22 protein-coding genes and 1 pseudogene are annotated in these 23,150 nt (G+C 75.0%); 8 read left to right on the forward strand and 15 right to left on the reverse strand.

All coding sequences use genetic code 11. The features are described 5' to 3' along the window. A partial coding sequence (locus D6689_17475; GenBank protein RMH39112.1) for a hypothetical protein occupies positions 1-340 on the reverse strand: 340 nt, incomplete at its 3' end. Here D6689_17475 and D6689_17480 point away from each other — a divergent pair. Further along, positions 339-821 carry a hypothetical protein gene (locus D6689_17480; GenBank protein ID RMH39113.1) on the forward strand — a complete coding sequence of 161 codons (483 nt, stop codon included), beginning with the start codon at positions 339-341 and terminating at the stop codon, positions 819-821. The two genes, D6689_17475 and D6689_17480, sit on opposite strands and share 2 nt — an antisense overlap. A gap of 12 nt (positions 822-833) precedes the next feature. Here the strand turns inward: D6689_17480 and D6689_17485 are convergent, their stop codons facing one another. The 5 genes from D6689_17485 to D6689_17505 all read right to left on the reverse strand — a co-directional run bounded on the left by D6689_17485 (position 834) and on the right by D6689_17505 (position 7,170). Beyond that, positions 834-1,220: a hypothetical protein gene (locus tag D6689_17485; GenBank protein ID RMH39114.1), complete on the reverse strand. Its 387-nt coding sequence runs from the start codon at positions 1,218-1,220 to the stop codon at positions 834-836. Positions 1,221-1,585: 365 nt separating this feature from the next. Beyond that, positions 1,586-3,556 carry a TlpA family protein disulfide reductase gene (locus D6689_17490; GenBank protein RMH39115.1) on the reverse strand — a complete coding sequence of 657 codons (1,971 nt, stop codon included), beginning with the start codon at positions 3,554-3,556 and terminating at the stop codon, positions 1,586-1,588. Further along, positions 3,540-4,175, reverse strand: a complete 636-nt coding sequence (locus D6689_17495) for a hypothetical protein (GenBank protein ID RMH39116.1) — start codon at positions 4,173-4,175, stop codon at positions 3,540-3,542. Before D6689_17495 ends, D6689_17490 begins: the two co-directional genes overlap by 17 nt. 112 nt (positions 4,176-4,287) lie before the next feature. Next, positions 4,288-4,704: an acyl-CoA thioesterase gene (locus D6689_17500; protein ID RMH39117.1), complete on the reverse strand. Its 417-nt coding sequence runs from the start codon at positions 4,702-4,704 to the stop codon at positions 4,288-4,290. Positions 4,705-4,761: 57 nt separating this feature from the next. Beyond that, positions 4,762-7,170, reverse strand: a complete 2,409-nt coding sequence (locus D6689_17505) for an endonuclease MutS2 (GenBank protein ID RMH39118.1) — start codon at positions 7,168-7,170, stop codon at positions 4,762-4,764. A 114-nt stretch (positions 7,171-7,284) separates the two neighbouring features. On the opposite strand from D6689_17505, the pseudogene D6689_17510 reads away from it, so the two are divergent. After that, positions 7,285-7,530 (forward strand): annotated as a pseudogene (locus tag D6689_17510) (hypothetical protein). Positions 7,531-7,768: 238 nt separating this feature from the next. Here D6689_17510 and D6689_17515 read toward each other — a convergent pair. Then, positions 7,769-8,545 (reverse strand): ATP-binding cassette domain-containing protein, encoded by a 777-nt coding sequence (locus tag D6689_17515; protein RMH39119.1) that lies wholly within the window; start codon positions 8,543-8,545, stop codon positions 7,769-7,771. A gap of 8 nt (positions 8,546-8,553) precedes the next feature. Then, positions 8,554-9,546, reverse strand: a complete 993-nt coding sequence (locus D6689_17520) for an aldo/keto reductase (GenBank protein RMH39120.1) — start codon at positions 9,544-9,546, stop codon at positions 8,554-8,556. Positions 9,547-9,706: 160 nt separating this feature from the next. Between D6689_17520 and D6689_17525 the strand changes: the two genes are divergently transcribed. Next, positions 9,707-11,074 (forward strand): MBL fold metallo-hydrolase, encoded by a 1,368-nt coding sequence (locus tag D6689_17525; GenBank protein ID RMH39121.1) that lies wholly within the window; start codon positions 9,707-9,709, stop codon positions 11,072-11,074. A 36-nt stretch (positions 11,075-11,110) separates the two neighbouring features. On the opposite strand, the gene D6689_17530 is transcribed toward D6689_17525, so the two are convergent. Continuing rightward, entirely contained in the window at positions 11,111-12,328 is a 1,218-nt protein-coding gene (locus D6689_17530; protein RMH39122.1) for an iron transporter, read from the reverse strand. A 26-nt stretch (positions 12,329-12,354) separates the two neighbouring features. Between D6689_17530 and D6689_17535 the strand changes: the two genes are divergently transcribed. Together D6689_17535 and D6689_17540 are read left to right on the forward strand one after the other, a co-directional pair. Then, a complete protein-coding gene (locus tag D6689_17535; protein ID RMH39123.1) occupies positions 12,355-12,813 on the forward strand; it encodes a hypothetical protein in 459 nt (152 codons plus the stop codon). Between the two features lie 411 nt (positions 12,814-13,224). After that, positions 13,225-14,490 (forward strand): RNA polymerase sigma factor RpoD/SigA, encoded by a 1,266-nt coding sequence (locus tag D6689_17540; GenBank protein RMH39124.1) that lies wholly within the window; start codon positions 13,225-13,227, stop codon positions 14,488-14,490. 63 nt (positions 14,491-14,553) lie between these two features. Here D6689_17540 and fetB read toward each other — a convergent pair whose 3' ends face one another. Beyond that, positions 14,554-15,528, reverse strand: a complete 975-nt coding sequence (gene fetB, locus D6689_17545; GenBank protein ID RMH39125.1) for an iron export ABC transporter permease subunit FetB — start codon at positions 15,526-15,528, stop codon at positions 14,554-14,556. Further along, on the reverse strand, positions 15,345-16,142 hold the full coding sequence (locus tag D6689_17550) for an ABC transporter ATP-binding protein (protein ID RMH39126.1): 798 nt from the start codon (positions 16,140-16,142) through the stop codon (positions 15,345-15,347). The genes fetB and D6689_17550 overlap by 184 nt, the downstream gene beginning before the upstream one ends. Before the next feature lie 20 nt (positions 16,143-16,162). On the opposite strand from D6689_17550, the gene D6689_17555 reads away from it, so the two are divergent. Further along, positions 16,163-17,989, forward strand: coding sequence for a hypothetical protein (locus D6689_17555; GenBank protein RMH39127.1), 1,827 nt, complete (start codon positions 16,163-16,165; stop codon positions 17,987-17,989). Between the two features lie 114 nt (positions 17,990-18,103). Here D6689_17555 and D6689_17560 read toward each other — a convergent pair whose 3' ends face one another. Further along, positions 18,104-19,276: a hypothetical protein gene (locus D6689_17560; GenBank protein ID RMH39142.1), complete on the reverse strand. Its 1,173-nt coding sequence runs from the start codon at positions 19,274-19,276 to the stop codon at positions 18,104-18,106. Between D6689_17560 and D6689_17565 the strand changes: the two genes are divergently transcribed. Further along, on the forward strand, positions 19,033-19,572 hold the full coding sequence (locus tag D6689_17565) for a LuxR family transcriptional regulator (protein ID RMH39128.1): 540 nt from the start codon (positions 19,033-19,035) through the stop codon (positions 19,570-19,572). The genes D6689_17560 and D6689_17565 overlap by 244 nt on opposite strands. 127 nt (positions 19,573-19,699) lie before the next feature. On the opposite strand, the gene D6689_17570 is transcribed toward D6689_17565, so the two are convergent. The 3 genes from D6689_17570 to D6689_17580 form a co-directional block, all read right to left on the reverse strand. Continuing rightward, a complete protein-coding gene (locus D6689_17570; protein ID RMH39129.1) occupies positions 19,700-20,077 on the reverse strand; it encodes a hypothetical protein in 378 nt (125 codons plus the stop codon). 27 nt (positions 20,078-20,104) lie between these two features. Further along, positions 20,105-20,482 (reverse strand): hypothetical protein, encoded by a 378-nt coding sequence (locus tag D6689_17575; GenBank protein RMH39130.1) that lies wholly within the window; start codon positions 20,480-20,482, stop codon positions 20,105-20,107. A 205-nt stretch (positions 20,483-20,687) separates the two neighbouring features. Then, on the reverse strand, positions 20,688-22,172 hold the full coding sequence (locus D6689_17580; protein RMH39131.1) for a hypothetical protein: 1,485 nt from the start codon (positions 22,170-22,172) through the stop codon (positions 20,688-20,690). Between the two features lie 86 nt (positions 22,173-22,258). Here D6689_17580 and D6689_17585 point away from each other — a divergent pair, with 86 nt between their 5' ends. Then, on the forward strand, positions 22,259-23,128 hold the full coding sequence (locus tag D6689_17585) for a hypothetical protein (GenBank protein ID RMH39132.1): 870 nt from the start codon (positions 22,259-22,261) through the stop codon (positions 23,126-23,128). Positions 23,129-23,150: the final 22 nt, after the last annotated feature.

Consider the following 23,150-nt stretch of genomic DNA (forward strand, 5'->3'; position numbering starts at 1 on the left):
CCGCCGCCGCGCCGACCGGGACCGCGAGCGCCGCCGCCGCGCCGACCGCCGGCGCGAGCGCCGCGCCGACCGCGGACGCGAGCGCCGCCGCCGCGGCCACCGCGCGGGGCGCGACCGCCGGCACCGCCCCCGCGCCGCCGGGTACGACCGCCGCCGACGCGCCGCTCACGAGCGCCGCCGCGCCGACCGGGAGCCCGCCGGCCGGCCCCCCATGTGCGAACGCGTCGAACTCGGCCGCACCGCCCGCGCCCGCGCAGCCGCCCCGGCCGGTCCCCGCCAGCCGCGCGGGACGCCGCTGGCTGATCGCCGGCGCCGCGGCCCTCCTGTTTGCCCTCGGCATGGCGACCGGCATCCTGATCGAACGCGCCGGTGGCTCGCGCCGCGTCGAGCCGGACCGCGCCGCCCGCTCGGCGCGCGCGCTGCACGTCCCCTCCCGCCCGAACCCCGGCTTCGACCCGTTCGACCTGATGCTGCCCCGCCGGCGCGCCGCCAACCCGGACGACGCACCGCCGCCCGATGAGTTCGCGCACAAGGTCGCCGACGAGATGTGCGCCAAGCTGGCCGACTGTGCCGACGCGGATCCCTCCATCGAGATCCTGTGCCGGACGGTCGCATCCGCGCTGCCGTCCGGCGATGTCGCCGCCAAGGTCGCCGACGGTACGTGCCGCTACAACGAAGCGTCGGCCGCGGCGTGTTTGGATGCGCTCGCGTCGTTCGACTGCGACGCCCCACAGCGCGGCCCGCTCGATCCGTTCGGCGCGATGTTGTCGGTCGACGCGATCTTTTCGTGCGTCGACGCGCTGCGCTGCGTCGGCCCGTAACCGCCTTCGCGATCACGCATCGCGCGACGTCGACCGCGCCTTGCCCGCGAGGACGCGCTCGGCTTCGCGCGTGAAGTCGCCCGTGGTCATCTCCGCGAGCAGGGCGACCGTGTCGGCGAGCGTGTGCAGCGAGTGTTCGCACACCCGCACCGCCGCATCGCTGGCTTGCTCGGCCCACAGGCGGGCCGCGTCCGCGCCGGCGCGCGCGACCGACGCCAACGCGTCGAGCCCGAGAATGGATGCCTCCCCGGCGAGCGACCGGAGCTCGTCCGCGAGGCGGCGCGCGTTGTCCGCAGTGTGCGCCTTGACCAACTCCAGCCCGGCGTCGATGCGGCGCTGGGCCCCATCGATGAACCGCAGGCGGTACCGCGCACGCAACTTCTCGAAGTCTTCCGCCATGTGTGGCACATCACCCCTCGCCAGCGGGTCCCCGTCCGGCCCCGGCTCCTGCACCACCCCTGGCGTATGCGACTTTACCGAAGTTACGGCCTTGCTCCTACGCAATCTTCGCGCGGGCGCCTCGCCGCCGCCGCCTGTGGCCGCAACGTACCGGAATCGCGGAAGGACGTCGGCGGACGGCCGCGGCTCAATCCGGACGGCGGTGCGCCGCGCGGCACCTGCCCGCGCGAGGCCGACGCGCCCCGGCCTCCTCCCCGGCCGCCCCGGCCCCGGCCGCCCCGGCCCCGGCCGTCGCCGGCCCGCCGGCCCGCCGGCTCGCGGTCGGCTCGCATCGCGCGACGTCGCCTCGGCCAGCGGCCACCACGCTACCAGTTGACCACCACGTCCACGCGCACCCCCTCGAACGGCGGCACGTCCCGGCACGTCCCCGACACGCACACGCGCCCGCCCGTGAGCCGGCCCGCGAACAGCCGCGCCTGGCCGCCCCGCGATAGATGTACGAGCAACTCTGCCGCCGGATAGTGCGCCGGCGTGCGCGCGTCCTCGGTCGAGTAGCCGTACAGCGCCGACAGCGTGCCGACCCCGCGCCACGCCAGCCCGGCGACCGCGAGCCCGCGCACGAACGCCAGCCCGCTCCGCCTGTCCTCGCTGCGGTGGTTCCACTTGAACGTCGCCGCCCACCGCGCCGCCAGCGGCACCGCCGCGTCCACGTCCACGTGCCACAGCGACAACTTGCGCTCGAGTCGGTCGGTCGCCAGGTTCATCGCGCGCTCGCGGCGGATGCCCGCCGCGACCGACGCCGACGCGCCGCCGGAGAACTGGCGATCGACGCCCGCGTACGCGTGCACGGCCAGGTCGCGGTCGACCGGATCGGCGCCGTCCTCCGCGTAGCGATACGCCAATGCGTTGGCGAACGCCGTCACCGCATGCGGCAGCCGCACCTCCAGTCGCGCCCGCGCGCCGATCGCGTCGGCGTTGTTCGGCACCTCCTGGTCTTCGCGCTCGAGTGTCGGCGCCTCGTTGTACGCGAGCGCGACGCCCATCTGGTCGCGGCCGATGTCCCAGTGGCGATACGCCTTCGCGTCGACGAGCGCCGTCGTCCTGCCCACCGACCACTGCGCGGCCGCGTACGCCGCCCACGCGGTGACGCGCTGCCGCGCGCCGGCCGCCAGCTCGGTGCGCCGGCGCCCGGCCGCCACCTCGGCGGCCACCTGCACGCCCCCGCGCCGAAGGTCCGCCGACACGCCGCCGATCGTCCAGTCCATCTCGCCGCGCGACGACGCGGGATCGTCGGGGTCCTCGAGGAACGGCGAGGCGTCGCGCGCGAGCACGTACAGCCCGTACGGCGCGATCGTCGCCGGGCCGACGTCGACCGCGACCTCCGCACCGCCGATCGCATCGCGCACATCGTCGACCACGCGCAAATCGATCGGGTCGAGGTTTTGCGGATTGGCGCGGCCCGCGATGGCGGTCGCGCGGACCGGGCCGCCGCGCGCGTCGACCCGCGCGCCGCGCAGCGACGTGTCGACGCCGAGTGGATCGACCTTGCGCAGAGACAGCGACACCCCGTGGCCGAACGCCACGTAGTCGTCGCCCGCCAGCAGCCGCACCGGCCCGAAGTCGTACGCGACCGCGACGCGCTCGAGCCGCGCATCCGTGGCGCGCCCGTCGTCGGCCGCCGCGTCGTCGACGAGCGCGCCGTCGACGCGCGCGGTCGCCGATACGCGGCTCGCGCGCCCGCCGACCTCCACGCGGCCGATCCCCGCGACCAGCCGCGCATCGGCCCCGGCCTGCTCGAACCGCGACTTCCGCCACACGCCGAGCGACTGGCTCGACCCGTAGATGGCCCGCGTGCGCCGGGCGGCCCGATCCGCCGCACCCGACAGCAGGTCGGCCACCGCGGCGTCGACCAACGCCTCGTCACCCGGTTCGTAGCCGGCGTGCGCGTAGACGACGCGGCCGCCGCCGTCGACGACCACCGTAAACGGCACGCTGCCGGTCGGGTTGTAGCGGGCCAGCAGATCGGACTCGTCGTCCACGACCCACGGCGCGGTCACCCCGTAGCGCGCGAGGAACGCCGGCACGTTCTGCGCCGTCGACGGCGCGTCCTCGGACACGAGCACCACGCGCAGGCCGCGCGACGCGTACGTCGCGTGCAGCCGTTGAATGTGCGGCAGCTCGACCCGGCAGGGCACGCACCACGTGGCGAAGAACGCGTACAGCGTCGCGCGCGGCGCAGGGTCCGCCGGCGCGTCGTCGCCGCCCGCGAACGCGGTCGCCGCGGCGACCGCCACGGCGCTGGCCGCGAGCGCGGCGGCGCTACGGCAGCAGCGCATCGATCTGGTCCGGAAGTCCCTCGCCCGGCGTCCCGGTCTCCTTGAACACGATCTTGCCGGTCGCGTCGACCAGCAAGTTCAACGGCGTCTGCGCCTGGATCGAGTCGAACAGGGCTCGGGTGGTGAACAGCGGATCGACCGTCACTGGAAAGCTGAGCGCGAAGCGCTGCTTCCACTCGCTGCAAAACAGCTTGGTCGCCGGTCGCGACTGCGCGTCCTCGAACAACACCTGCACTACGCGCAGACCGCGCGCGCAGAATGCGCGAAACACGTCGGCGTCGAGCGTCTGACTCTCGGTGATGCACGGCTCGCACCAACCGGCCCCGATGCTCACGAGCGTCAACTCGGCCTGCGACACGATGTCGTACAGCGACACCGGGTTGCCGTCGCAGTCGGTGATCGACGCGTCGAAGTCGGGCAAGTACTGGCCGACCTCGCCGCCGTAGTCGCCGGTCGGCGGCGACCACGCCGGATCGCGCGGGCCGAGCGCGCACTCGGGCGGCGGTTCGAGCGCGGCCGGATCGGCGTCGGCGGCCGGCGGTGCGTCGGCGCCACCGCACGCGGCGACCGCGGCGGCGACTGCGAGACCTGCTGCGCGAAAGAACGATGGCGTGTGCATGAGACCCTGGCTCGTCCATACAACGGTCTCGGCTCGCCGGCCGTTCCATCGTGGACGACCGGCGCTCACTTCCCGTGACCGTTCCTACCAGATGCACGCGCCGCCGCCGGCGTTACGCCCCGCGAGGCGCGCCGGCGAAGTCGACTTTGAGCCGGTCCGGAATGCGCACCGGCCGGCCCGAGTCGAACGACACGAACGCCCACAACGTGCTGGCTCGCGCCGCCTCGACGTCGCCGGCGCGGATCGACGTGCGGCGGATCGACGACGCTCCCCGCCACGCATCCACCCACGTCGCCAGTTGCACCCGGTCGCCCGCCCTCACCGGCCGCAGATAGTCGATCTCGTGCCTGCGCACGACCCACACGGCGCCCAGTCGGCGGTACGCGTCGTGCGTCCAGCCGACCGCGTCCGAGTGCGCGCGCGCCACGTCCAGCACCCAGCGCACGTACACGAGATTGGAGATGTGGCCGAGTTCGTCCACGTCGGACGGATCGGCGATGAGGTCGAGCGCGTAGACCGGAGACTCCACCCGCGAAGCCTAAAGACGATGGCGCCGGTACGCCACCGGCCGCGCGCGCCGAGCGGCCTACGTCCGCAAGAAACACACCGTGACGCCGTCGCCTCCGTCCTGCAGGTCGCCGGGACGCCAGCGCGCCACCACCGGGTGCGCGCCGACCTCGCGGCGCACCGCGTCGCGCAGCGCGCCGGTGCCGTGGCCGTGGACGACGAACACCACGTCGCGCTCCGCGAGGATGCAGTCGTCGAGGAACCGCTCGAGGCGGGCGAGCGCGTCGTCGACCCGCTCGCCGCGCAGGTCGAGCGTGTTGTCCACGGTGCGAGCGGGCGCCTGGTCGTCGGCGCGGTCGGCCCAGTCCGGCGCGCGCTCGCGGCGGACGCGCGTCCGCGGCGGCGCGTCCGTGCGGCGGCGGCGCGCCGGCGGCGCCAAGCGCACGGCGTCGACCGGCACGGTCATCCGCGCGCTGCCGACGCGCACGACCAGCTTGCCTCCGCGCGGCGGGTCCACGACCTGCGCGGCCGCCCCGCCGAACGTCGTGACGACGACGTGCGTCCCGGGCCGCAGCTCGGCCGCGTCGGGCGGCGCGCCGCTGGCCGCCGGCGGCGCCGGCGCGGCCGCCCGCACCGCGCGGGCCAGCGCGTCGACCTGCGCCGCGGCGCCATCCGCGCCGTCCGGGTCGCGGCGCACGCGGCGCCGCACGGCGTCGAGTTCCGCGCGCGCGCGGCGCAGCGCGTCGACCGCCTCGCCGTGCGCGCCCTCGGCGATCCGCCGCAACCGCGCCTCGGCGTCCGCGCGAGCGGCCGCGGCGGCGCGCCGGTCCGCGTCCGCCTCGGCGCGCAGCCGGTCGACCTGCTCGCGCTCGCGATCCAGCGCGGCGCGCGCGGCCTGCGCCTCGGCGAGCAGCGCCTCGACCGTCCCGCGGCCCTCGCCGAGCAACGCCTCGGCGCGCGCCACCACCTCCTCTGGCAGGCCGAACCGGCGCGCCACGTGCAGCGCCCCCGACGACCCCGGCGCGCCGAGGTGCAGCCGAAACGTCGGCTCGAGCCGGTCGAGATCGAAACCGACCGCCGCGTTGACGAAGCGCGCGTCCCGCGCCGCGAGCGCCTTGAGCGGCTCGAAGTGGGTCGTCACGACCGCGCGCGCGCCGCGTTCCACCATCGCTTCGAGCACGGCCTGCGCGAGCGCTGCGCCCTGCTCCGGCGCCGTCCCCGCCGCCACCTCGTCGATCAGAAACAGCGCGTCCGGCCCGGCGTCGGCGAGCATGTCGCGCAAGTGGACGACGTGCGCGCTGAACGTCGACAGGTCGCGCTCGAGGCTCTGGTCGTCGCCGATGTCGCTGTGGATCGCGCGCAGCCACGGCACGCGGCTGCCCGCCGCCGCCGCGATCGGCAGCCCGGCGCGCGCCATGACCGCGGCCAGTCCGATCGTCTTGAGCGCAACGGTCTTGCCGCCGGCGTTCGGCCCCGAGATCACCACGGCGCGGCCCGGCTCCACGCGGAGGTCGTTGGCGACGCACGGTCGCCCGGCCAGCACCATCAGCGGGTGGCGCGCCGCGCGCAGCTCGAGCGCGCCCCCGCCGGCGAGGTCCGGCGCGTGCGCGTCGAGGTCGTCCGCGAGCCGTGCCGCCGCGTCCAGCACGTCGACCCAGCACGCCCGGTCGACGGCGTCGCGGATCGCCGCGGCGTCCTCGCGCACGTAGCCGGACAGCTCCGCGAGGATGCGCCGCTCCTCCGCGGCGATCTCGTCCCGCGCCACGACCAACCGGTTGTTGAGGTCGACGAGGACCTCCGGCTCGACGTACAGCGTCGCGCCGGTTTGCGACGTGCCGTGTACGATGCCGCGCAACCGCGACGGTGCGTCGCTGCGCACCGGCACGACATAGCGATCCTCGCGCTGCGTGTAGTACCGATCCTGCAGGTCGGCCGCGGCGCGCGGATCGTCGAACAGCCGCTTGATGCGCGCGACGATCCGCTCGTGCAGCGCCGCGTGGCGCCGGCGCAGGTCCGCCAGGCGCGGGCTGGCGTGGTCCGCGAGTCGCCCGTCCGGCTCGAACGCGTCGAGGATCGGGCCGGCGACGTCGTGCGACCGGTCAGCGATCGCGGCGGCGAGTTCCGCGACGCCGGGCGCGACCTCGCGGCGGTCGACGAGGTGACGCCGGAGCCGCGCGCACCCGCGGACCGCCTCGGCGACCGCGATCAGCTCCGGCGGATCGAGCACGCCTCCCTTGTCAGTGCGCGCCACCAGCGGCCCGACGTCGCAGATCCCCGCGAACGGCGGCGGCTCGCCGCCGGCGCGCAGCTGGCGCAGCTCCTCGATCCAGTGCATGCGCTGCGTTGCCTCGCCCGCGTCGCGGCACGGCGCCAGCGCGCGCGCCCGCGCGGCGCCGGGCTCGGTGTGACACCGCGCGGCGAGCGCGTCGACGAGCGCGGGCCAGCCGAGATCGGCGAGCGTCTTGTCCGGGACGAGCGGGTCGGCCATCGCGAGGTTCGCCACTATACTCGCGGCGCCGCGGCCCCGCGCTGCCGCCGGACGCCACCGCGTCGGCCGCGGCCGGCGTCGCCGCCGCCGTCCAATGGCGGTATAACCCGCGGCATGGTCCACCGCATCGCCGCTGCCGCCGTCGCCTGTCTCGCCCTCACCCTGTCCGCGTGCGGCTCGAAGGACGACCGCGCGCCCGCGGCCGGCGCCGAAACCGCGCCCGCGCCCCAGGCCGAGCCGGCGCGACCGCCCGTACAGATGAAGACCCGGGTGCTCCAGGTGGCCGACCCGGCCAAGGCCGCCGTGAAGGCCGCTCCGGCCGCAGCCGCCCCCGACCCGGCGGAGGCCGCCGCGCCGTCGCCGCTGGTCGGCAAGGTGCGCGCGCTGAAGGACCGGGCGTGCGCGTGCAAGGACAAGGCGTGCGCCGGCCGCGTCCAGGACGAGGTGGGCAAGGTCATGGGCGAACTCGGCGACGTGCCGGCGGCCGATCGCAAGGCGGTCGGCGATGCGATGCAGGCGCTGCAGCAGTGCATCGCAGCCGCGCAAAAGTAGCGGGCGAGCGCTCCGACCGCGCCGCGCGGCCGCACGCGCGCCGCCGTCATTCCGCGCGCAACCAATCGAGCACGACGCCGACCAGCGGCGCCGGCGTGCCCGCCGCTCGCGCCGCGCGCAGCTCGTCGATCGACTCCATCGGCGCAAACCGCGCCACCCGCCCGGCCCGCACGTACGCCAGATGCGTCGCCCACGCTTCGAGCCCGTCGAAGATGTGCGTCGCGTACAGGATCGCCGTGCCGTGCCGCTCGCTCTCCTCGCGCAGGAACGCGAGCAGGTCGTAGCGCGCCACCACGTCGAGATCCGTCGTCACCTCGTCGAGCAACAGCACGCGCGACGGCCGCAGCAGGCCGAGCAGCACCTGCACGCGGCGGCGCTGGCCGTCCGACACCCGGTGCATCCGCCAGTCGACGTCGACCCCCAGCACGCGGATCAGTCGATCGCGGCGGTCCGGGTCCACGCCGAGCACGCCGTCGACGAGCGCGCCGACGCGCACGTCCTCGCGAAACGCGAACGGTCCGCCGAGCAGTTCGACCTCGTCGGCCAGCGACGTGTCGTCGAACGCCGGCCGGCCGAGCACGCGGACGGCCTCCGCGTCGACCATGTGTTTGCCGGCGACGACCCGCAGCAACGTGGTCTTGCCCGCGCCGTTGGCGCCGACGATCAGAACGCGCCAGCCCGGCTGCACGGCGAGCGTCGCGTCGCGCAACGCCAGCTCGCCGCCCGGTCCGTAGCGAAACGACAGGCCGCACACGTCCACGGCCGGCGCACCGCCGTCGTCCCGCGTCGTCGTCCGCGTCATCGCGCGATCCTGGTCCCGCATGCCGCCACCTACCGCGCCCCGTAGTTGTGCTCGGTGCGCTCCTCGTTGCGGTCCGTCGCCGGCGGCGGCTCCGGCGACAGCGCCGACAGCCGCGCCCGCAGCTCCGGCGTCATGTCGATGTCCGCCGCGCGCAGACACACGTCGAGTTGCTCCAGGTTGCGCGCACCGATGAGCGGCGCGGTGACCGCCGGGTGGGCGGCTACCCACGCGATCGCGAGCGCCGCCGGCGGCTCACCGATCTCGCGGGCGATCGCGCACAGCGCATCGGCGATGTCGTAGTTCGACCGCTCGCCATAGCGGGTGGCGTACATCGCATTGTCGACCAGCCGGCCCGCGGACGGCCGCCGCGTCGCCCCGTACTTGCCCGACAGCAGCCCGCCGCCGAGTGGGCTGTACGGCAGACAGCCCAACCGCTCGGCCGCGCACAGCGGCAGGATCTCGACCTCGGCCTGGCGCTTGACGAGGTTGTACATCGGCTGCACGCACGCCACCCTGGCCCAGCCGTGCCGCTCCGCCACGCCGAGCGCGCGCGCGATCTGCCACGCGGCAAAGTTGCTCACCGCGGGATACAGGATCTTTCCTTGTTGCACCAGCAACTCGAGGCCGCGCAGCGTGTCCTCAAGATCGGTGTAGTCGTCGAACCGGTGCAAGAAATAAATGTCGATGCGGTCGGTGTTCAGCCGGCGCAAGCTCGCCTCGGCGGCGCGGACGATGTGGTACCGCGAGCTACCGCGCGCGTTGCCGTCGGCTCCGGTCGGGAAATACACCTTCGACGTGATCACCACCTCGTCCCGGCAACCGGCGATCAGGCGGCCGAGGATCTCCTCGGACCGGCCGCCGGCGTAGACGTCGGCGCAGTCGAACAGGTTGATCCCCGCGTCGCGCGCGCGGGCAAACAGCGCCCGCGACATCTCCTCGTCGGCGTCTCCGCCAAACGACATGGTGCCCATCGCCAGCCGCGACACGCGCACGCCGGTGGTCCCGAGAAACACGCTGTCCATGCGGCGGACCTTACCGCACGCGGCGCGCGACCCGCGCGAGGTTCGCGCAGGAACTGCGCGCGCGTCGTGCGATGACGAAGGGATTGCGCCGCGAGATCCCGGCCGGTCGATACCTCGCCAGCGGGCGTCGCCGGCACAGTCGGTGCATACTGCGCCCGTCATGCGCCCTCGCCTTCACTTCCTCGGCGCCACCGACACGGTGACCGGCTCGCGCTACCTGCTCGAAACCGGACGCGCGCGTGTCCTGATCGACTGTGGGCTGTTTCAGGGCTACAAGAAGCTGCGCGTGCGCAACTGGGCGCGCCCGCCATTCGACCCGGCGACCGTCGACGCCGTGGTTCTCACGCACGCGCACATCGATCATTCGGGCTACCTGCCGCGCCTGTGCGCGCTCGGCTACCGCGGTCCGGTGTATTGCACCGCCGGCACGCGCGAACTGTTGCACATCCTGCTACCCGACGCCGGCCACTTGCAAGAGGAGGACGCGCGGCGGGCGAATCGCCATGGCTACACGCGCCATCGTCCGGCCGAGCCGCTGTACACCCGCGCCGACGCGGAAGCGAGTCTGGCCCAGCTGCGCGCCGTGCCCTTCGACACCGCCGTCGACGTCGCCGACGGCGTCACCGCGCGGCTGTCGCGGGCCGGTCACATCGTCGGGTCGGCGTGCGTGGCGATCACCGCCGGTGGCATTACGGTGACGTTTTCGGGGGACGTCGGCCGCCCTGACGACCCGATCATGCGGCGGCCGGCGCCGCTGCGACCGACGGACTACCTCGTCGTCGAATCGACCTACGGAGACCGGCGCCATCCGCGCGAAGACGTGTACGCCGCAGTCGCCCGTGTCGTCACCGGCGCCGCCGAGCGGCGAGGCGTCGTGGTCATCCCGTCGTTCGCCGTCGGCCGCACCCAACACGTGTTGCACATCGTCGCCGAGCTGCGCGCGGCCGGGCGCATCCCGCAGGTGCCGGTGTTCCTCGACAGTCCGATGGCGATCGACGCGACCGAGCTGTTTTGTCGCCACGCCGACGATCACCGGCTGTCGGAGGCGCAATGCCGCGCGTTGTGCGGCGTCGCGCGGTTCGCGCACACTCCGGACCAATCGAAGGCGATCGACGCGCACGGCGGCCCGATGGTGATCGTGTCCGCGAGCGGGATGGCCACCGGTGGGCGCGTACTACACCACCTCGCCCGCTTCCTGCCGGACGAACGCAATACCGTCCTGCTCGTCGGCTTCCAGGCGGCGGGCACGCGCGGCCGGGCGCTCGCCGACGGCGCCGACGAGGTGAAGATTCACGGCCGCTACGTGCCGGTGCGGGCGCGGGTCGAGCAGATCCACGCGCTCTCCGCGCACGCCGACTACGCCGAACTGCTCGCCTGGCTGCGGGGCGCGCGGTTGCGCCCGCGCCGCGCGTTCGTCACCCACGGTGAGCCGGCCGCGGCCGATGCGTTTCGGCGGCGGCTGCGCGACGCGTTCGGCTGGGACGCGGTCACCCCCGACTATCGAGACGTCTACACGCTCGGCGGTTGACGGCGCTCGCCCGGATCGGCCGAGCGGCAGCGCCGGTCAACCGCCGAGCCACCGGCGAATCGCCAGCCACGCGAAGAACGCGAGCGTCGCGGCGAGCGCGGCGGTCGAGGCCGGGCCATTGCGCGCGCCGCGTCCGATCCACGCCGCGCGTCCGCAGAGCACCAGCAGCCCGAGCGCGAGCAGCGGGACGAACGCGGCGCCCACGGTCGCGTACAGCTTCTGCATCGCGCGAAAACCGCCGACGAGCCCGAGCGCCGGCACGGTCGCGATCGCGACGGCGTACGCGCGGTACGCGCGCGACCGGTCGTCCGGCGGATCGGCGCGCCCGGCCAGCAGCCGCACGACGTCGGCAAACAGGTACGGCACCGCCTGCCACACGCCGAGCAGGCTGCTGAAGACCGCACCGAACGCGCCGGCCAGAAACAGCCAGCGTCCGGCCGGCCCGAGCGCGCGGCCGAGCGCGTCGCCGAGCGCGACCACCAGCGCGGCGCCGCGGCCGTCGACGTGAACCGCGCTGCCGACGACGACCATCGCGGCGCCGAACAGCGCGGTCGCGGCGTAACCGACGCCGAGGTCGACGCGGCACGTGGGCAGCGCGTCGAGCCCGGCGCGCCCCTCCTCGCGGATCCAGTAGCCGTAGCACAGAATGGTCACGGTGCCGCCGACGCCGCCGATGAGCGCGACGGTCCAGCCGAGCGCGCCGCTCTGCAGCACGGCGGCGCTCGGCACGAGCCCGCGGGCGACGGCGGCGGTCCCCGGCCACACCAACCCGGCGGTGACGACGACGGTGACGAACATGGCCGCGATGCACGCGCTCATCACCCGCGCGAACAGCGTGTAGCCGCCGGCGCGTACCAGCGCGTAGCCGGCGGCGCTCGCGGCGAGTCCGAACGCCACTTTGCCGTCGGACGCGCGGTCGAACGCGGGGATCATCGCGTGCAGGGCCGCGCCGCACGCCGACATCAGCGCCGCGCCGACGAAGAAGCTCCACAGCGCGAAGTAGGCGAGGAACGCGGCGAGCGCGCCGCGGCCGAGCCGGCGCGCGACCCCCTCGAGGAACGTCTCGCCGGTCGCGAGCTGCCACCGTGCCAGCCCCTCGTTGAGCGCGAACTTCATCGCAGCGCCGACCGCGACGGCCCACACGACCGCCACGCCGAGCCGGTCGCCGGCGAACGCCGCGGTCGCGAGATCGCCGGCGCCGACGCCGGTCGCGGCGACGAGCAGCCCGGGACCGATCGCGCGGAGCACACGCATCGCGCCGGCAATGCTATACCCGGGCCATGTCCATCGAGCAGCAGCTTCGCGACGATCTCACCGCCGCCATCAAGGCGCGCGACACGGCCCGCGCCAACTGCATTCGCATGGTGAACACCAAGGTCATGGAGCGGCGCACGGCCAAGGGGTTTCGCGGGGAGGTCGACGACGCGCTGTACCTGGACGTGATCGGCCAGTACGTCAAGTCGCTGCAAAAGGCGATCGACCAGTTTCGCGCCGCCGGCGACAAGGGCGCGCAAAACGCGGCCGAGCTACAGGCCGAGGTCGACTACCTCGCCAAGTACCTGCCGCAGCCGATGTCGGAGGACGAGCTGCGCGCGGCGGTGCGCGAGGCGATCGCCGCCGTCGGCGCCACCGACGCGAAGATGGCCGGCCGCGTCGTCGGTGCCGTCATGAAGGCGCACAAGGGCCGGGTCGACGCGGCCGACGTCAAGCGCATCGCGGAGGAAGAACTCGGCGGCTGACGCCGGCCGACCGGCTCGCCCTCGGCGGCGGACGCCAGGCGCCCGGCTCGCCCTCGGCGGCGGACGCTAAGCGCCCGGCTCGCCGTGCGCGGCGGACGCCGGCCGACCGGCTCGCTCCCGCCCCGCCGCTGGCGCAGCGTGCCCCGCCGTGCCCACACCGGCCGCCGCGCTCGCCGAGCCGTCCTGCCGCAGCGCGGCATTCCCTTGCGACGCGCCGGCAAAATCCAGTAAACTAGGATTCCTTGCCCTGAGGGCCAGCCGTCCCCCTTGCACGCCGGCGGCCGCGTGCACACGTTGGTACGTGACCGGCGTCTGCGCCAACCCACCCCCTCGTAACCCGACGGAGCGTCGGGGCATCCAATCGATGGCGGCACACGAGTTACCGGCGGCGCGGCGCCGAGCGGAGCGATCATGAACGAAATCGACGACATCACTTTGGATCTGGAACTCGACAGCGCCCCGCCGGCGGCGGCGAAGGCCGATCCGTCGGATGCCGACGGCGCCATGTCGAAGTACTTCCGCGACATTTCGGAACACCGCGTGCTCACGCCCGAGGAGGAGACGGCGCTGGCGCAGGATATCGAGGCCCTCGAAATCGAGGTGTGGAAGCGCCTGTTTTCGTACGGGCCGGTCGCGCGCTACCTGGCCGCCCGCCTCGAGCGCGACCTCGAGGAGCCGCCGGTGCGCGCCCTGCGCGCGCTCGCCCGCGCGGCGGCCCGCGCCGGCTCGCGCCCCAACAAGCAGGCGCGCGCGGCGCTCGAGCGCGCCGCGGATCGCGCGGCACGGGCGGTTCGCCCGCTCGATCTCGACAAGGACCTGCTCAAAGCGGTGATGGCCGACCTCGAGCGGCACGCGGAGCGCGGCGCGAAGGCCGGCGACATCCCCGTGTCGGGCGCCAGTCGCACCTACCAGCGCTACGTCGCCTACGTGCGCCAGGCGGCCGATGCCGCGGCCAGCGCGCGCGAGGCGTTCGTCCGCGCCAACCTGCGGCTCGTCATCAGCATCGCGCGCCGCTACGCGAAGGGGCCGATGAGCCTCGCGGACCTCATCCAGGAGGGCAACCTCGGCCTTCTCAAGGCGGTCGATCGGTTCGATCACCGGCGCGGCTTCCGGTTTTCGACCTACGCGAGCTGGTGGATCCGCCACGCCGTCGGCCGCGCGCTCGCCGACCGCGGTCGCGAGGTGCGCGTGCCGGTCCACATGGTGGACGCCGGCTACCGGCTCAAGAAAGCGCGCCGCGAACTGCTCGCCAAGCTCGGCCGGGATCCGACCGAGAAGGAGCTGGCCGACGCGGTGGACATGCCGGTCGCCAAGCTGCGCCAGATGAGCACGCTGCTGCTCGGCCACCCGGTGTCGATGAACCAGCCGGTCGGTGGCGACGACGAGCGCTCGCTGATCGACGTGTTCCAGGACCCGGCCGCCGAGGAGTCCACGCCGGACGAGCAGATCGACAAGGAGACCATCTCGCGCGCGCTGCGCGAGGTGATGCTCGACCTGTCGTCAATCGAAACCGACGTCGTGCGCCGCCGATTCGGTCTCGACGGCGAGCGCGAGCACACCCTGCAGGAGATCGCCGACGAGTACCAGCGGTCGCGCGAGCGCATCCGCCAGATCCAGGCCGGCGCGCTCCGCAAGATGCGGGTGGCGCTGTCGCGGCGCAACATCCGCGCGGCGTAGGCGGCGTGCGGCGGCCGGCGCGCGCCGCGGGCGGCCGGCGTCGCCGCGCCGCGCGCCCGCGCGTCACGGTGCGCCGAGCGCGTCGCGGCGCAGCTGCCACGCGCGCGTAAAGAACCGCCCGTACAGCAGGGCGCCGATCAGCACCGCGGCCCACGTCGTCGCCGCCGCGAGCATGAACATCACGACGATCTGGTAGCGCGCAGCCATCGACGGATCGGCGCCCGCGACCATCTGGCCGGTCATCATGCCCGGGATCGACACCAGACCGACCGTGAGCATCGAATTAATCGTCGGAATGAGCGCCGCGCGCAGGGCCGCGCGCAACGCGGGCGCCACCGCCTGCCGCGGCGCCGCCGCGAGCGCGAGCCGCTCCTCGATCTCGTCGGCGCGCGCGGCGATCTCGGACTGCAGGCGTTCGGCCGCGAGCGCCGCCGCGTTCATCGCGTTGCCGACGATCATCCCGGCCAACGGCAGAAAGTAGCGCGGCGCCCACCAGGGATCGGCGCGCACGATCAGCGCGGTCACGGCGAACGTGGTCGCGCCGCACGACACCGCGAGCGCCACCGCCGCCGAGCCGAGCAGTCCGGGGATCGGGCGAGCGACGCGGTGCGCGGCCGTCCACGTCGCCGCGGTCAACATCACGCCGAACGCGAGCGCGACCCAGCCGAACTCGGCGCGCGCGAAGATCCAGACGAGGACGTAGCCGACGACCGACAGCTGCGCGACGGTGCGCGTCGCCGCCCACGCCAGATCGCGCTCGAGACCGAGGCGAAACGTGCGGACCGCGCCGAGCCCCACGACGACCAGCAGCGCGGCCGCCGCGAGCTGGCCGACGCCGATCGGCTGCGGTCCCACTACGAATCCCCCGCGAGCAGGGCGCGCAGCCGGGCGCCACCGGCGGACTCGAGAACGGCGGCGGTGTCTCCGGCGAGCGCCACACCACCGCCGTCGACCAGCAGGAGCTGGCCGCCGAGCGCGCGCACGTCCGCCAGCCGGTGCGTGACGACCACGAGCGCGGCACCGCGCGTGCGCCGCCACTGGTCGAGGCGCGCGAGCAACGCGGCGGCCGACGCGCCGTCGAGGCCGGAGGTCGGCTCGTCCAGCGCGAGCACGCGCGGGTCGAGGACGAGCGCCCGCGCGATGGCCACGCGCGTGCGCTCGCCGCCGGACAGCACGGACACGGGCCGAGCGAGCAGCTCGTCCGCGACGCCCGCGATCCGGGCGGCGTCGCGCGCTCGCGCCGCGGCGTCGCCGGCCGCCACGACGCCGAGCCGCGCCGGCAGCGCGAGCTGATCGCGCGCGGTGCCCTCGGACAACACCGGCCGCTGCGGCACCCAGCCGACCGCTCGCCGCAGCGCGCGCGGCGGCCAGTCGGCGATCGGCCGGCCGAGCACGGACACGTGGCCGGCGGCGGGTTCGTCCAGCCGGTTGAGCAGGCGCAACAGCCGCGACTTGCCCGACCCCGACGGGCCGACGATCACGCCGACCCCGCCTGCCGGCACCCGCCACGTGACGCCGGCGACGACCGGTGCGCCAGCGGGGCCGGCCGCGGCGCCGCGCAGTTCGACCGCGGCCGGCGACGGCGCGCTTGCAGCGGCGGGGGCGTCGGATCTATCTTCGTGCCGTGGTGTCCCCACTCCGATGGCAGTCATCCTGGCAGTCCCGCGCGCGCGTGGCAATCGCCGCGACCGCGATCCTCGCGGCGAGCGCGACGACCGCGTGCATATCGACGCCCGCGTGGCGCGGTACCTCCGCGCAGGTCGCCGCGCTGCGGCCGGCGGCCATCGGCCCGGAGCCCGGCCCGGCGCCCGCGCGCGCGCGCACGCTCACGGTGCGCGTCTACGCCGACGACGACTATCGCGCACAGGTCATGCACTGGCGCCGGCAGTTTCGCGCGCTCGTGCGCGACGTCAACGCGCCGCTGGCCCAGGCCTACCAGGTGCGGCTGGAGATCGTCGCGATGCGGCCGTGGTCCCACGACGGCGACACCGATCTGTATGCGCTGGTCAACCAACTCGCGGACACCGACCCTGGCGACGACGTGGACTGGGTGGTCGGGTTGGTGTCCCATCTCGACCGCGCGACACCGTCGTTTCACCGCATCGGTGCGGCCCATCTCGCATCGCGCCACATCGTGCTTCGCGGAATGAACGACATCGCCGAGCGCGCCTTCCTCAAGGAAGTCGCCGGCGGACTCATCTGGGCGGAGGACGAGGAACTCTATCGCGCGCGCAAACGACACAAGGAACGCGCGGTGTTCCTGCACGAATGGGCGCACTCGCTCGGGGCCCTGCACCACGCGGCGCCCGAGGACCTGATGAGCCCGAGCTACAGCCACCGAGCCGCCTGGTTCTCGCCGGAAAACGACGCGATCATTCGGGCGGCGCTGCCGTTTCGCGGCGAGCCGCGCACGGCCGAGCGACGGCAGGCCGAGCGCGACGCGATCCGGGCGGCGGTGGCACGCCACGAGCGCGCGTTCGCCCGCGCGGAGCTGGCGCAGTTGCGAGCCGTCCTCGACGCGCCGCGCGCCCCGCGCTTGCGCCTGTCGGCGCGCGTGCCGCCGCCGGTGCGCGCGCGCGTCGCGCGCGCCGCGCGCCTGGCCGCGGCCGGGAACTACCGGGCGGTGTACGACGAAATCCTGCCGCTGACCGAGGCGCTCGACGACGAACCGGAGGTGTTCGCGCTCGCGTGCACGGCGGCGGTGCGCGTGACCGGCGCGGCGGCGCCCGCCCCGACCGTGTGCCGGCGCGCCGCCGAACTCGTGACGGACGACGCGTCGCCCCTGCTGGAACTCGCCGGCGCGCACGCGCGCGCGGGCGATCGGGCGGCGGCGCTCGACCTCGCGCGGCAGGCACACGCGCGGCTGGCTTCCACCGCGGCCGCCGACGAGGCCGGCTGGCGCGCGCTGGCCACGTTGTACCAGCATCTTTCTGTGTACACATGGCTCGACGACGCGCTGGCGCACTTGCCGGACCGAGACGACGTACGCGAAGCGCGCGCGGCGGCGACGCGCACGCGCCACGTGATCGGCCTACCGGCCGACGCGGCGGCGCTCGGCATCCCGCCGGCGGACGAGGGCGAATATGCACGCGCCGTGCAGACCGCGCTCGCGCACGTGTACGCGGGGCGGATCGACGACGCGACCGCCGCGATCGCCGAGTTGCGCCGGCGGTGGCCGAACGCGCCGGGCCACCTGATCGCGCAGTGCGATCTGGACGTGCGCGCGGGGCGGGCCGCCGCGGCGGCGCGCGCGTGCCGCGGCGCGCTCGCGCGGTGGGACGGCGCGGTGTGGGCGCACTACCTGCTCGGCACGCTGGCGGCACAGCGGCGTCAGTGGGCGCGCGCGCGGCGCCACCTGCAGCGCGCGATCGCGATCGAGCCGAACCTCGAGGCGGCCTGGCGGCTGCGCGCGCAGGTGTGCCGGCGCGCGGGCGACGACGCCGCGCTGGCCGAGCTGCGGGCGGCGTTCCGCGCGCGGTTCGGCCGGGAGCTGCGGTGATCCGTCGCGGCGCCGGCGAACGGCGCGCGAACGCCGGCGCGCCGTCGACCGCCGGCGCGCCGGTCAGCGCGCGCCGAGCACGCGCCGTCGCGGCGCCGAGCACCGGCGCGCCGGTCAGCGCGCGCCGAGCACGCGCCGCACGAACGCCGACGCGCCGTCGAGCGCCGGCGCGCCAATCTCGTGGCCGCCCGGGAACGCCACCCACTCGACGGGCACGCCCGCGTCGCGCAATGCGTCGCGCAGCGCCTCGGCGCCGGCAAACGGCAACAGCGGGTCGTGTTCGCCGTGGCTCTGGAACACGGGCAACCCGGCGCGCGCCGGCATGCGCGGGGTCCACTCGCGCGCCGCCAACAGGTTGCCGGACAGGACGACGAGGCCGGCGAACGGGCGATCGGTGTGCAGCGCGACGTCGACCGACAGCATCGCGCCCTGCGAGAACCCGCCGAGCACGGTGCGTTCGGGCGGAATCCCCAGGTCGGCCTGCATCGCGTCGAGCGCCTCGACGACCGCCGCGCGCGCGTCGGCCAATCCCTCGGGGACCTCGTCGGCCAGCGCCCGCGGCTGGCCGGCGGCCAGCGCCCGCTCGACCGCGGCGAGATCGATCATCCACCACGCGCGCGCGTTGCCGAGCGCATACGGCGGCGGCAGTTCGAGCGGCGCCTCCGGGAAGGCAAACACGGTGCCGGGCGGCGCGTCGACCAGCGGAGCGAGCGGCACGAGGTCGTCGCCCGGCGCGCCGAAGCCGTGCAGCAACACGACGAGCGCGTCGCCCCCGTCCCCCTCGCGGTGGACCTGCAGCGGCCCGTAGCGGTGCATCGTCATCGCCGGCACTGTATCGCGAAACGGAGACGCCGGTCCCGCCGCGCCGCGGGCGGACTCCGTCCCGACGGCCGCGCCGCGCGGCAGGCGGCGCACGCCCGCGCTGCGACCGCGCCGTGGCGACTGCAAACCGCCGGTTGCACTCCGACGCCCCAGTTCGGTCGCCGCGACCGTCACATCCCGCGGACTTGCGGCGGGCACGCGTGTTGCTTTTGTTTCGCCCGATGCGGCAGTACGTCTCCTGGCCCGTCGAGGTGCTCGACGCGTTCGATCACGCGGTCGCCGTCGTCGACGCACGCGACACCATCGTCTACGCAAACCCGGCCGCGCGGCGGCTGTTGGCGGGCGCCGCCCCCGGCATCCCGGTGGCCCAGTCGCCGCCGGCGGCGGCGATCGTCGCGCGCGCGCGCTCTGCCGCCGCCGTGCGCGAGACCGACATCGAAGTGACCACTGCCGAGGGCGTCGCATGGCGCGGATGTGCGTGGCCGGTCAACGGCGGCGCCGTCGCGTTCGCGGTACGCGCGCAGCGCGCCGTCGATCGCCGCGAGGCGCTTCAGCACGCGCTCGGCCTGCACCGGCGCGACGCGCAGCTCGCGCTCGACGTGACCGACGGACGCGCGAACAAGGACATCGCCGCCGACCTCGGCGTTCCGCTCGGCACCGTCGCGACGCGGCTGTCTCGGCTGTACCGCCGCGTCGGGGTCACCAACCGCGCCGAACTGGCGGCGCTGGTGACGCGAACGCTGGACCGCGCGCGCGCGTGACGGCGGCGCGCGGCGCTCGCGCCTCGCCGCGTTCGCGCGCATCGCGACCGCGCGCGCGCGTGACGGCTACGCGCGGCGCTCGCCCGTCGCTGCGTTCGCGCGCATCGCGACCGCGCGCGCGTGACGGCTACGCGCGGCGCTCGCCCGTCGCTGCGTTCGCGCGCACCGCGGCGGTGGCGCGCGCGATCAGCTCCGACGCCGGCGGGCGATCGTCGATTCGCTCCGAGCGGTACACCATCCGAACGCGCCCGTCCGCGCCGACGACCAGGGTGGCCGGCATCGGGATGTCGCCCGGACGCGCGCCGGCGAACACGCGGTCGTACCAGGGCGCGCCGCGCTCGTCGCGCAGCCCGAGCGCGTCGAGCGCCGCACCGGTCGGGTCCGACAGAAACCGCACGCGTCCACCGAGCCGGCGCTGGAGCGCGACTTGATCGGCGCTCGGCTCGTTGCTCAGCGCGTAGACCTGCAGTCCCGCACTGCGCAACGCGTCGGCGTGGCGTTCCAGCTCGCCGAGCTGGGCGACGCAAAACGGTCACCACTTGCCGCGGTACAGCACGAGCACGAACGGTCCCTCGGCCGCGAGTTGGTCCGACGACACGCGCGTCCCGTCGGTGGTCGCCACGTCGAAGGCCGGCAGCGGCTCGCCGACGCGAGCGCGAGTGCGGTCGGGAAGGCGCGACAGCATCGCCCGCGTCGCGGCGAACCACGCGGTGCACCATCCGAGCGCGGCGTACAGCACCCAGCGCGGCTCGCCGGCGATCGCGACCGACGCGACCGCGATCGCGGTCCCCGCGACCACCGCCGCGTCGTGGCCCCGCGTCGTGAACGCGGCGCGCCCGACGGCCAGGCGCGCCACGTAATCGACGCCGGCGCCCACCGCGAGTGCGACGCCCAGGTACGCGCTCACCATACGCGCAGTATACGGCCGCGAACCGGACGCTCCCAAACAGGCCGTTTTGCACAGCGACTGGCTGCGGTCGCCACCGTCGGGGATCGCCGGCGGACGCCCTCCTGCCTTCGGCACCGTATGGGAGGAAGCGCCCTCGTGCGCTGCGGGCGTGCGGCGCCCCCCGGCCGCTCGCGACCTCGCCGGCGCGCCCGCGCGCAACGGCGCGCTAGCGAAGTCGCACGTCGAGCGAAAACGGCGTGAACGGCCCGTCGAGCAAGCCGGACGCGATCGGTGCGCCGCCGGCGTCAGGCGCCCACGTCTGGCCGTCGAACCGGGCTGCGAACAACCGCCCCTCATCGTCGGACGCGACGACCAGCGCCACGGCGCCGCCCGGCAGCACCGCCAGGTCGAACGATCTCGGCCGCCCGATCGCGGACAGCGGCACGGAGCCCGCCGTCCAGCCGAGATCGACCGGCGACCAGGTCGCGTAGCCCAGTTCGCCGGATGCGTCGTCCGGGTAGACCGCGACCGCCACGCCAGCCGCCGGCAAAAACGCCAGCTCCCCCGGGAAATCTCCCTGCGCCGTGTCGTCGACGTCGGCGATCTGCGAGTCGATCTCGACCGCGTCCACCAGCGATGCCCCCGTCCACATCGCGACGCCGAGCCGTTCGATGCCGTCGCCGAGGTCGTACAGGCCGAGCGCGATCAGATCGCTCGCCGGGTCGGACGCGAGGTCGACGAAGTGCGGCGTTCCCAGAGGAACCGTGCCGAGGGTCAACTCCGGCGACCAGAACCGGTGCGTGGCATCCCACACGCGATAAAAAAACCCGCCCGCCCCTTCGCGGCCCCACGCGACCAGCACGTCGCCGGACAGCGACTCGAACGCGACGTCGAACGCGCGGTTGTGAACGATGCGGGATTGCGGGTTCACCTTGAGGCGATCTTCGAGGCGCACCGCCGTCGCCAGGTCCCAGTCGTCGCCGGTCCACACGATCACCGCGAGTTCGTCGCGGTCATCGGCGTACACGAGCGCGATCTCGTCCGAGTCGGGCCGCGGTTCGAGTTCGACCCAACGCACCGCACCGCGGTTGATGTCCGGCAGCGGCCCTCCGCCGCCGTCGTTGACCGGCAGGCGGCGCTCCGCCGACCACTGTCCTGCGGTCCACACGCGGTACGCCGGCGTCGACGTGCCGACGCCGTAGACGGCGAGCGCGTCGCCCGACGCCTCGAACTCGAGGTCGAAGCCGCGCGTCGCCGACGACACGCCGAGCCCGTGGACGACGGCCCAGTCGGCGGCCCACTGCCCGCCGGCGTACGACGCGACGCCGGTCGCCAGCCCGCTGGCCGTCTGGGCGACGGTCATCGTTTTCTCGGCGCCGGTGCCCGACGGGTCGATGCGGTGGACGATCCACGGCACGCGGCCGCCGAACGGTCCCAGCGCGGGCTCCGCGAACCACGCCTCGGCCGCGTTCGCGAACCGTTGATTCTGCAGCTTATTGGACGCCCCTACGGCGTACACGACGCGGGCGTCGCCGTCGGCCAGCGGAGGCGGCGGTGGCGGCGCGTCCGGCGCCGTGTCCGCCGCGTCGTCCGGCGGTCGCGCATCGGGCGCCGCGCCTCCGTCCCCGGCCGCCGTCCCCCCGGAATCGAATCGACAGCCCGGTGCGCACAGCGCGCCGACACACGCGACCGCGGCAACCGTCCGATGCACGTCGTCAGGCTATCCCGGTGCCGCACCTCCGGTCAAAGGCGCACCGCGCGCCGGCCTCGCGCGCCGCAGGTCTCGCCGCGCGACGTATGATCGCGGTCGCCATGGGACTGCGCCGGCCTCGCCCGATCGTCGTCTGCTGGGGCGAGCTGCTGTGGGACCTGTTGCCCGACGGCCCGCGGCTGGGAGGCGCGCCCGCCAATGCGGCCTACCACGCCGCCGTCCTCGGCGACCGGGCGATCCTCGTGTCGCGGGTCGGCCGCGATCCGCTCGGAGACGCGGCGATCGCCGCGCTCGCGCGCGCCGGCGTGGACGTAGACTGCATCCAGCGCGACGACCTGCCCACGGGCCAGGTCGACGTGGCGCTCGACGATGGCGAGCCCCGGTTTGCCGTGCGCGCGCCCGCGGCGTGGGACCGCATCGCGGTCGACGCGGCCGTGCGGCGGGCGCTCGCGCGGGCGGACGCGTTCGTGTTCGGTACGCTCGGCCGGCGCACCGCCGCCGCGACGGCGGCCCTGTGGCGCGCACTCGACGCGCTGCCCGCCGGGTGTCTGCGCGCGTGCGACGCCAACCTGCGGCCGCCGTTCGACGACCTGACCGCCGCCCGCCAGTGCGTGGCGCGCGCGGACGTCGTCAAGGTCGACGCGGCTGAGGCCGCGCGGCTCGGCATCGTCGGCCCGCTGCCCGGCAAGGTCGTCGCGATCACGCGCGGCGGCGCGACCGCCACCCTGTGGGCGAACGGCCGCCGCCACGACGCGGTCCCGCCGCGCATCGACCCGAGCCGCGGCGATCGCATCGGCGCCGGCGACGCGTACACCGCCGCGCTCGTCCACAACCTGCTGCGCGGCCGGCCGCCGGCCGCCGCGCACGCCCGCGCCGTCGCGTACGCCGCCCACGTGGCCGCGTTGCCCGGCGGCATGCCGCCGATGCCGCCGGAAGCCGTCGCGGCCGCACGCTGATCGGCGCCCGCGAACGTTGCGA

The sequence above is a fragment of the Deltaproteobacteria bacterium genome (assembly GCA_003696105.1).
Classification (GTDB): Bacteria; Myxococcota_A; Polyangia; order Haliangiales; family J016; genus J016.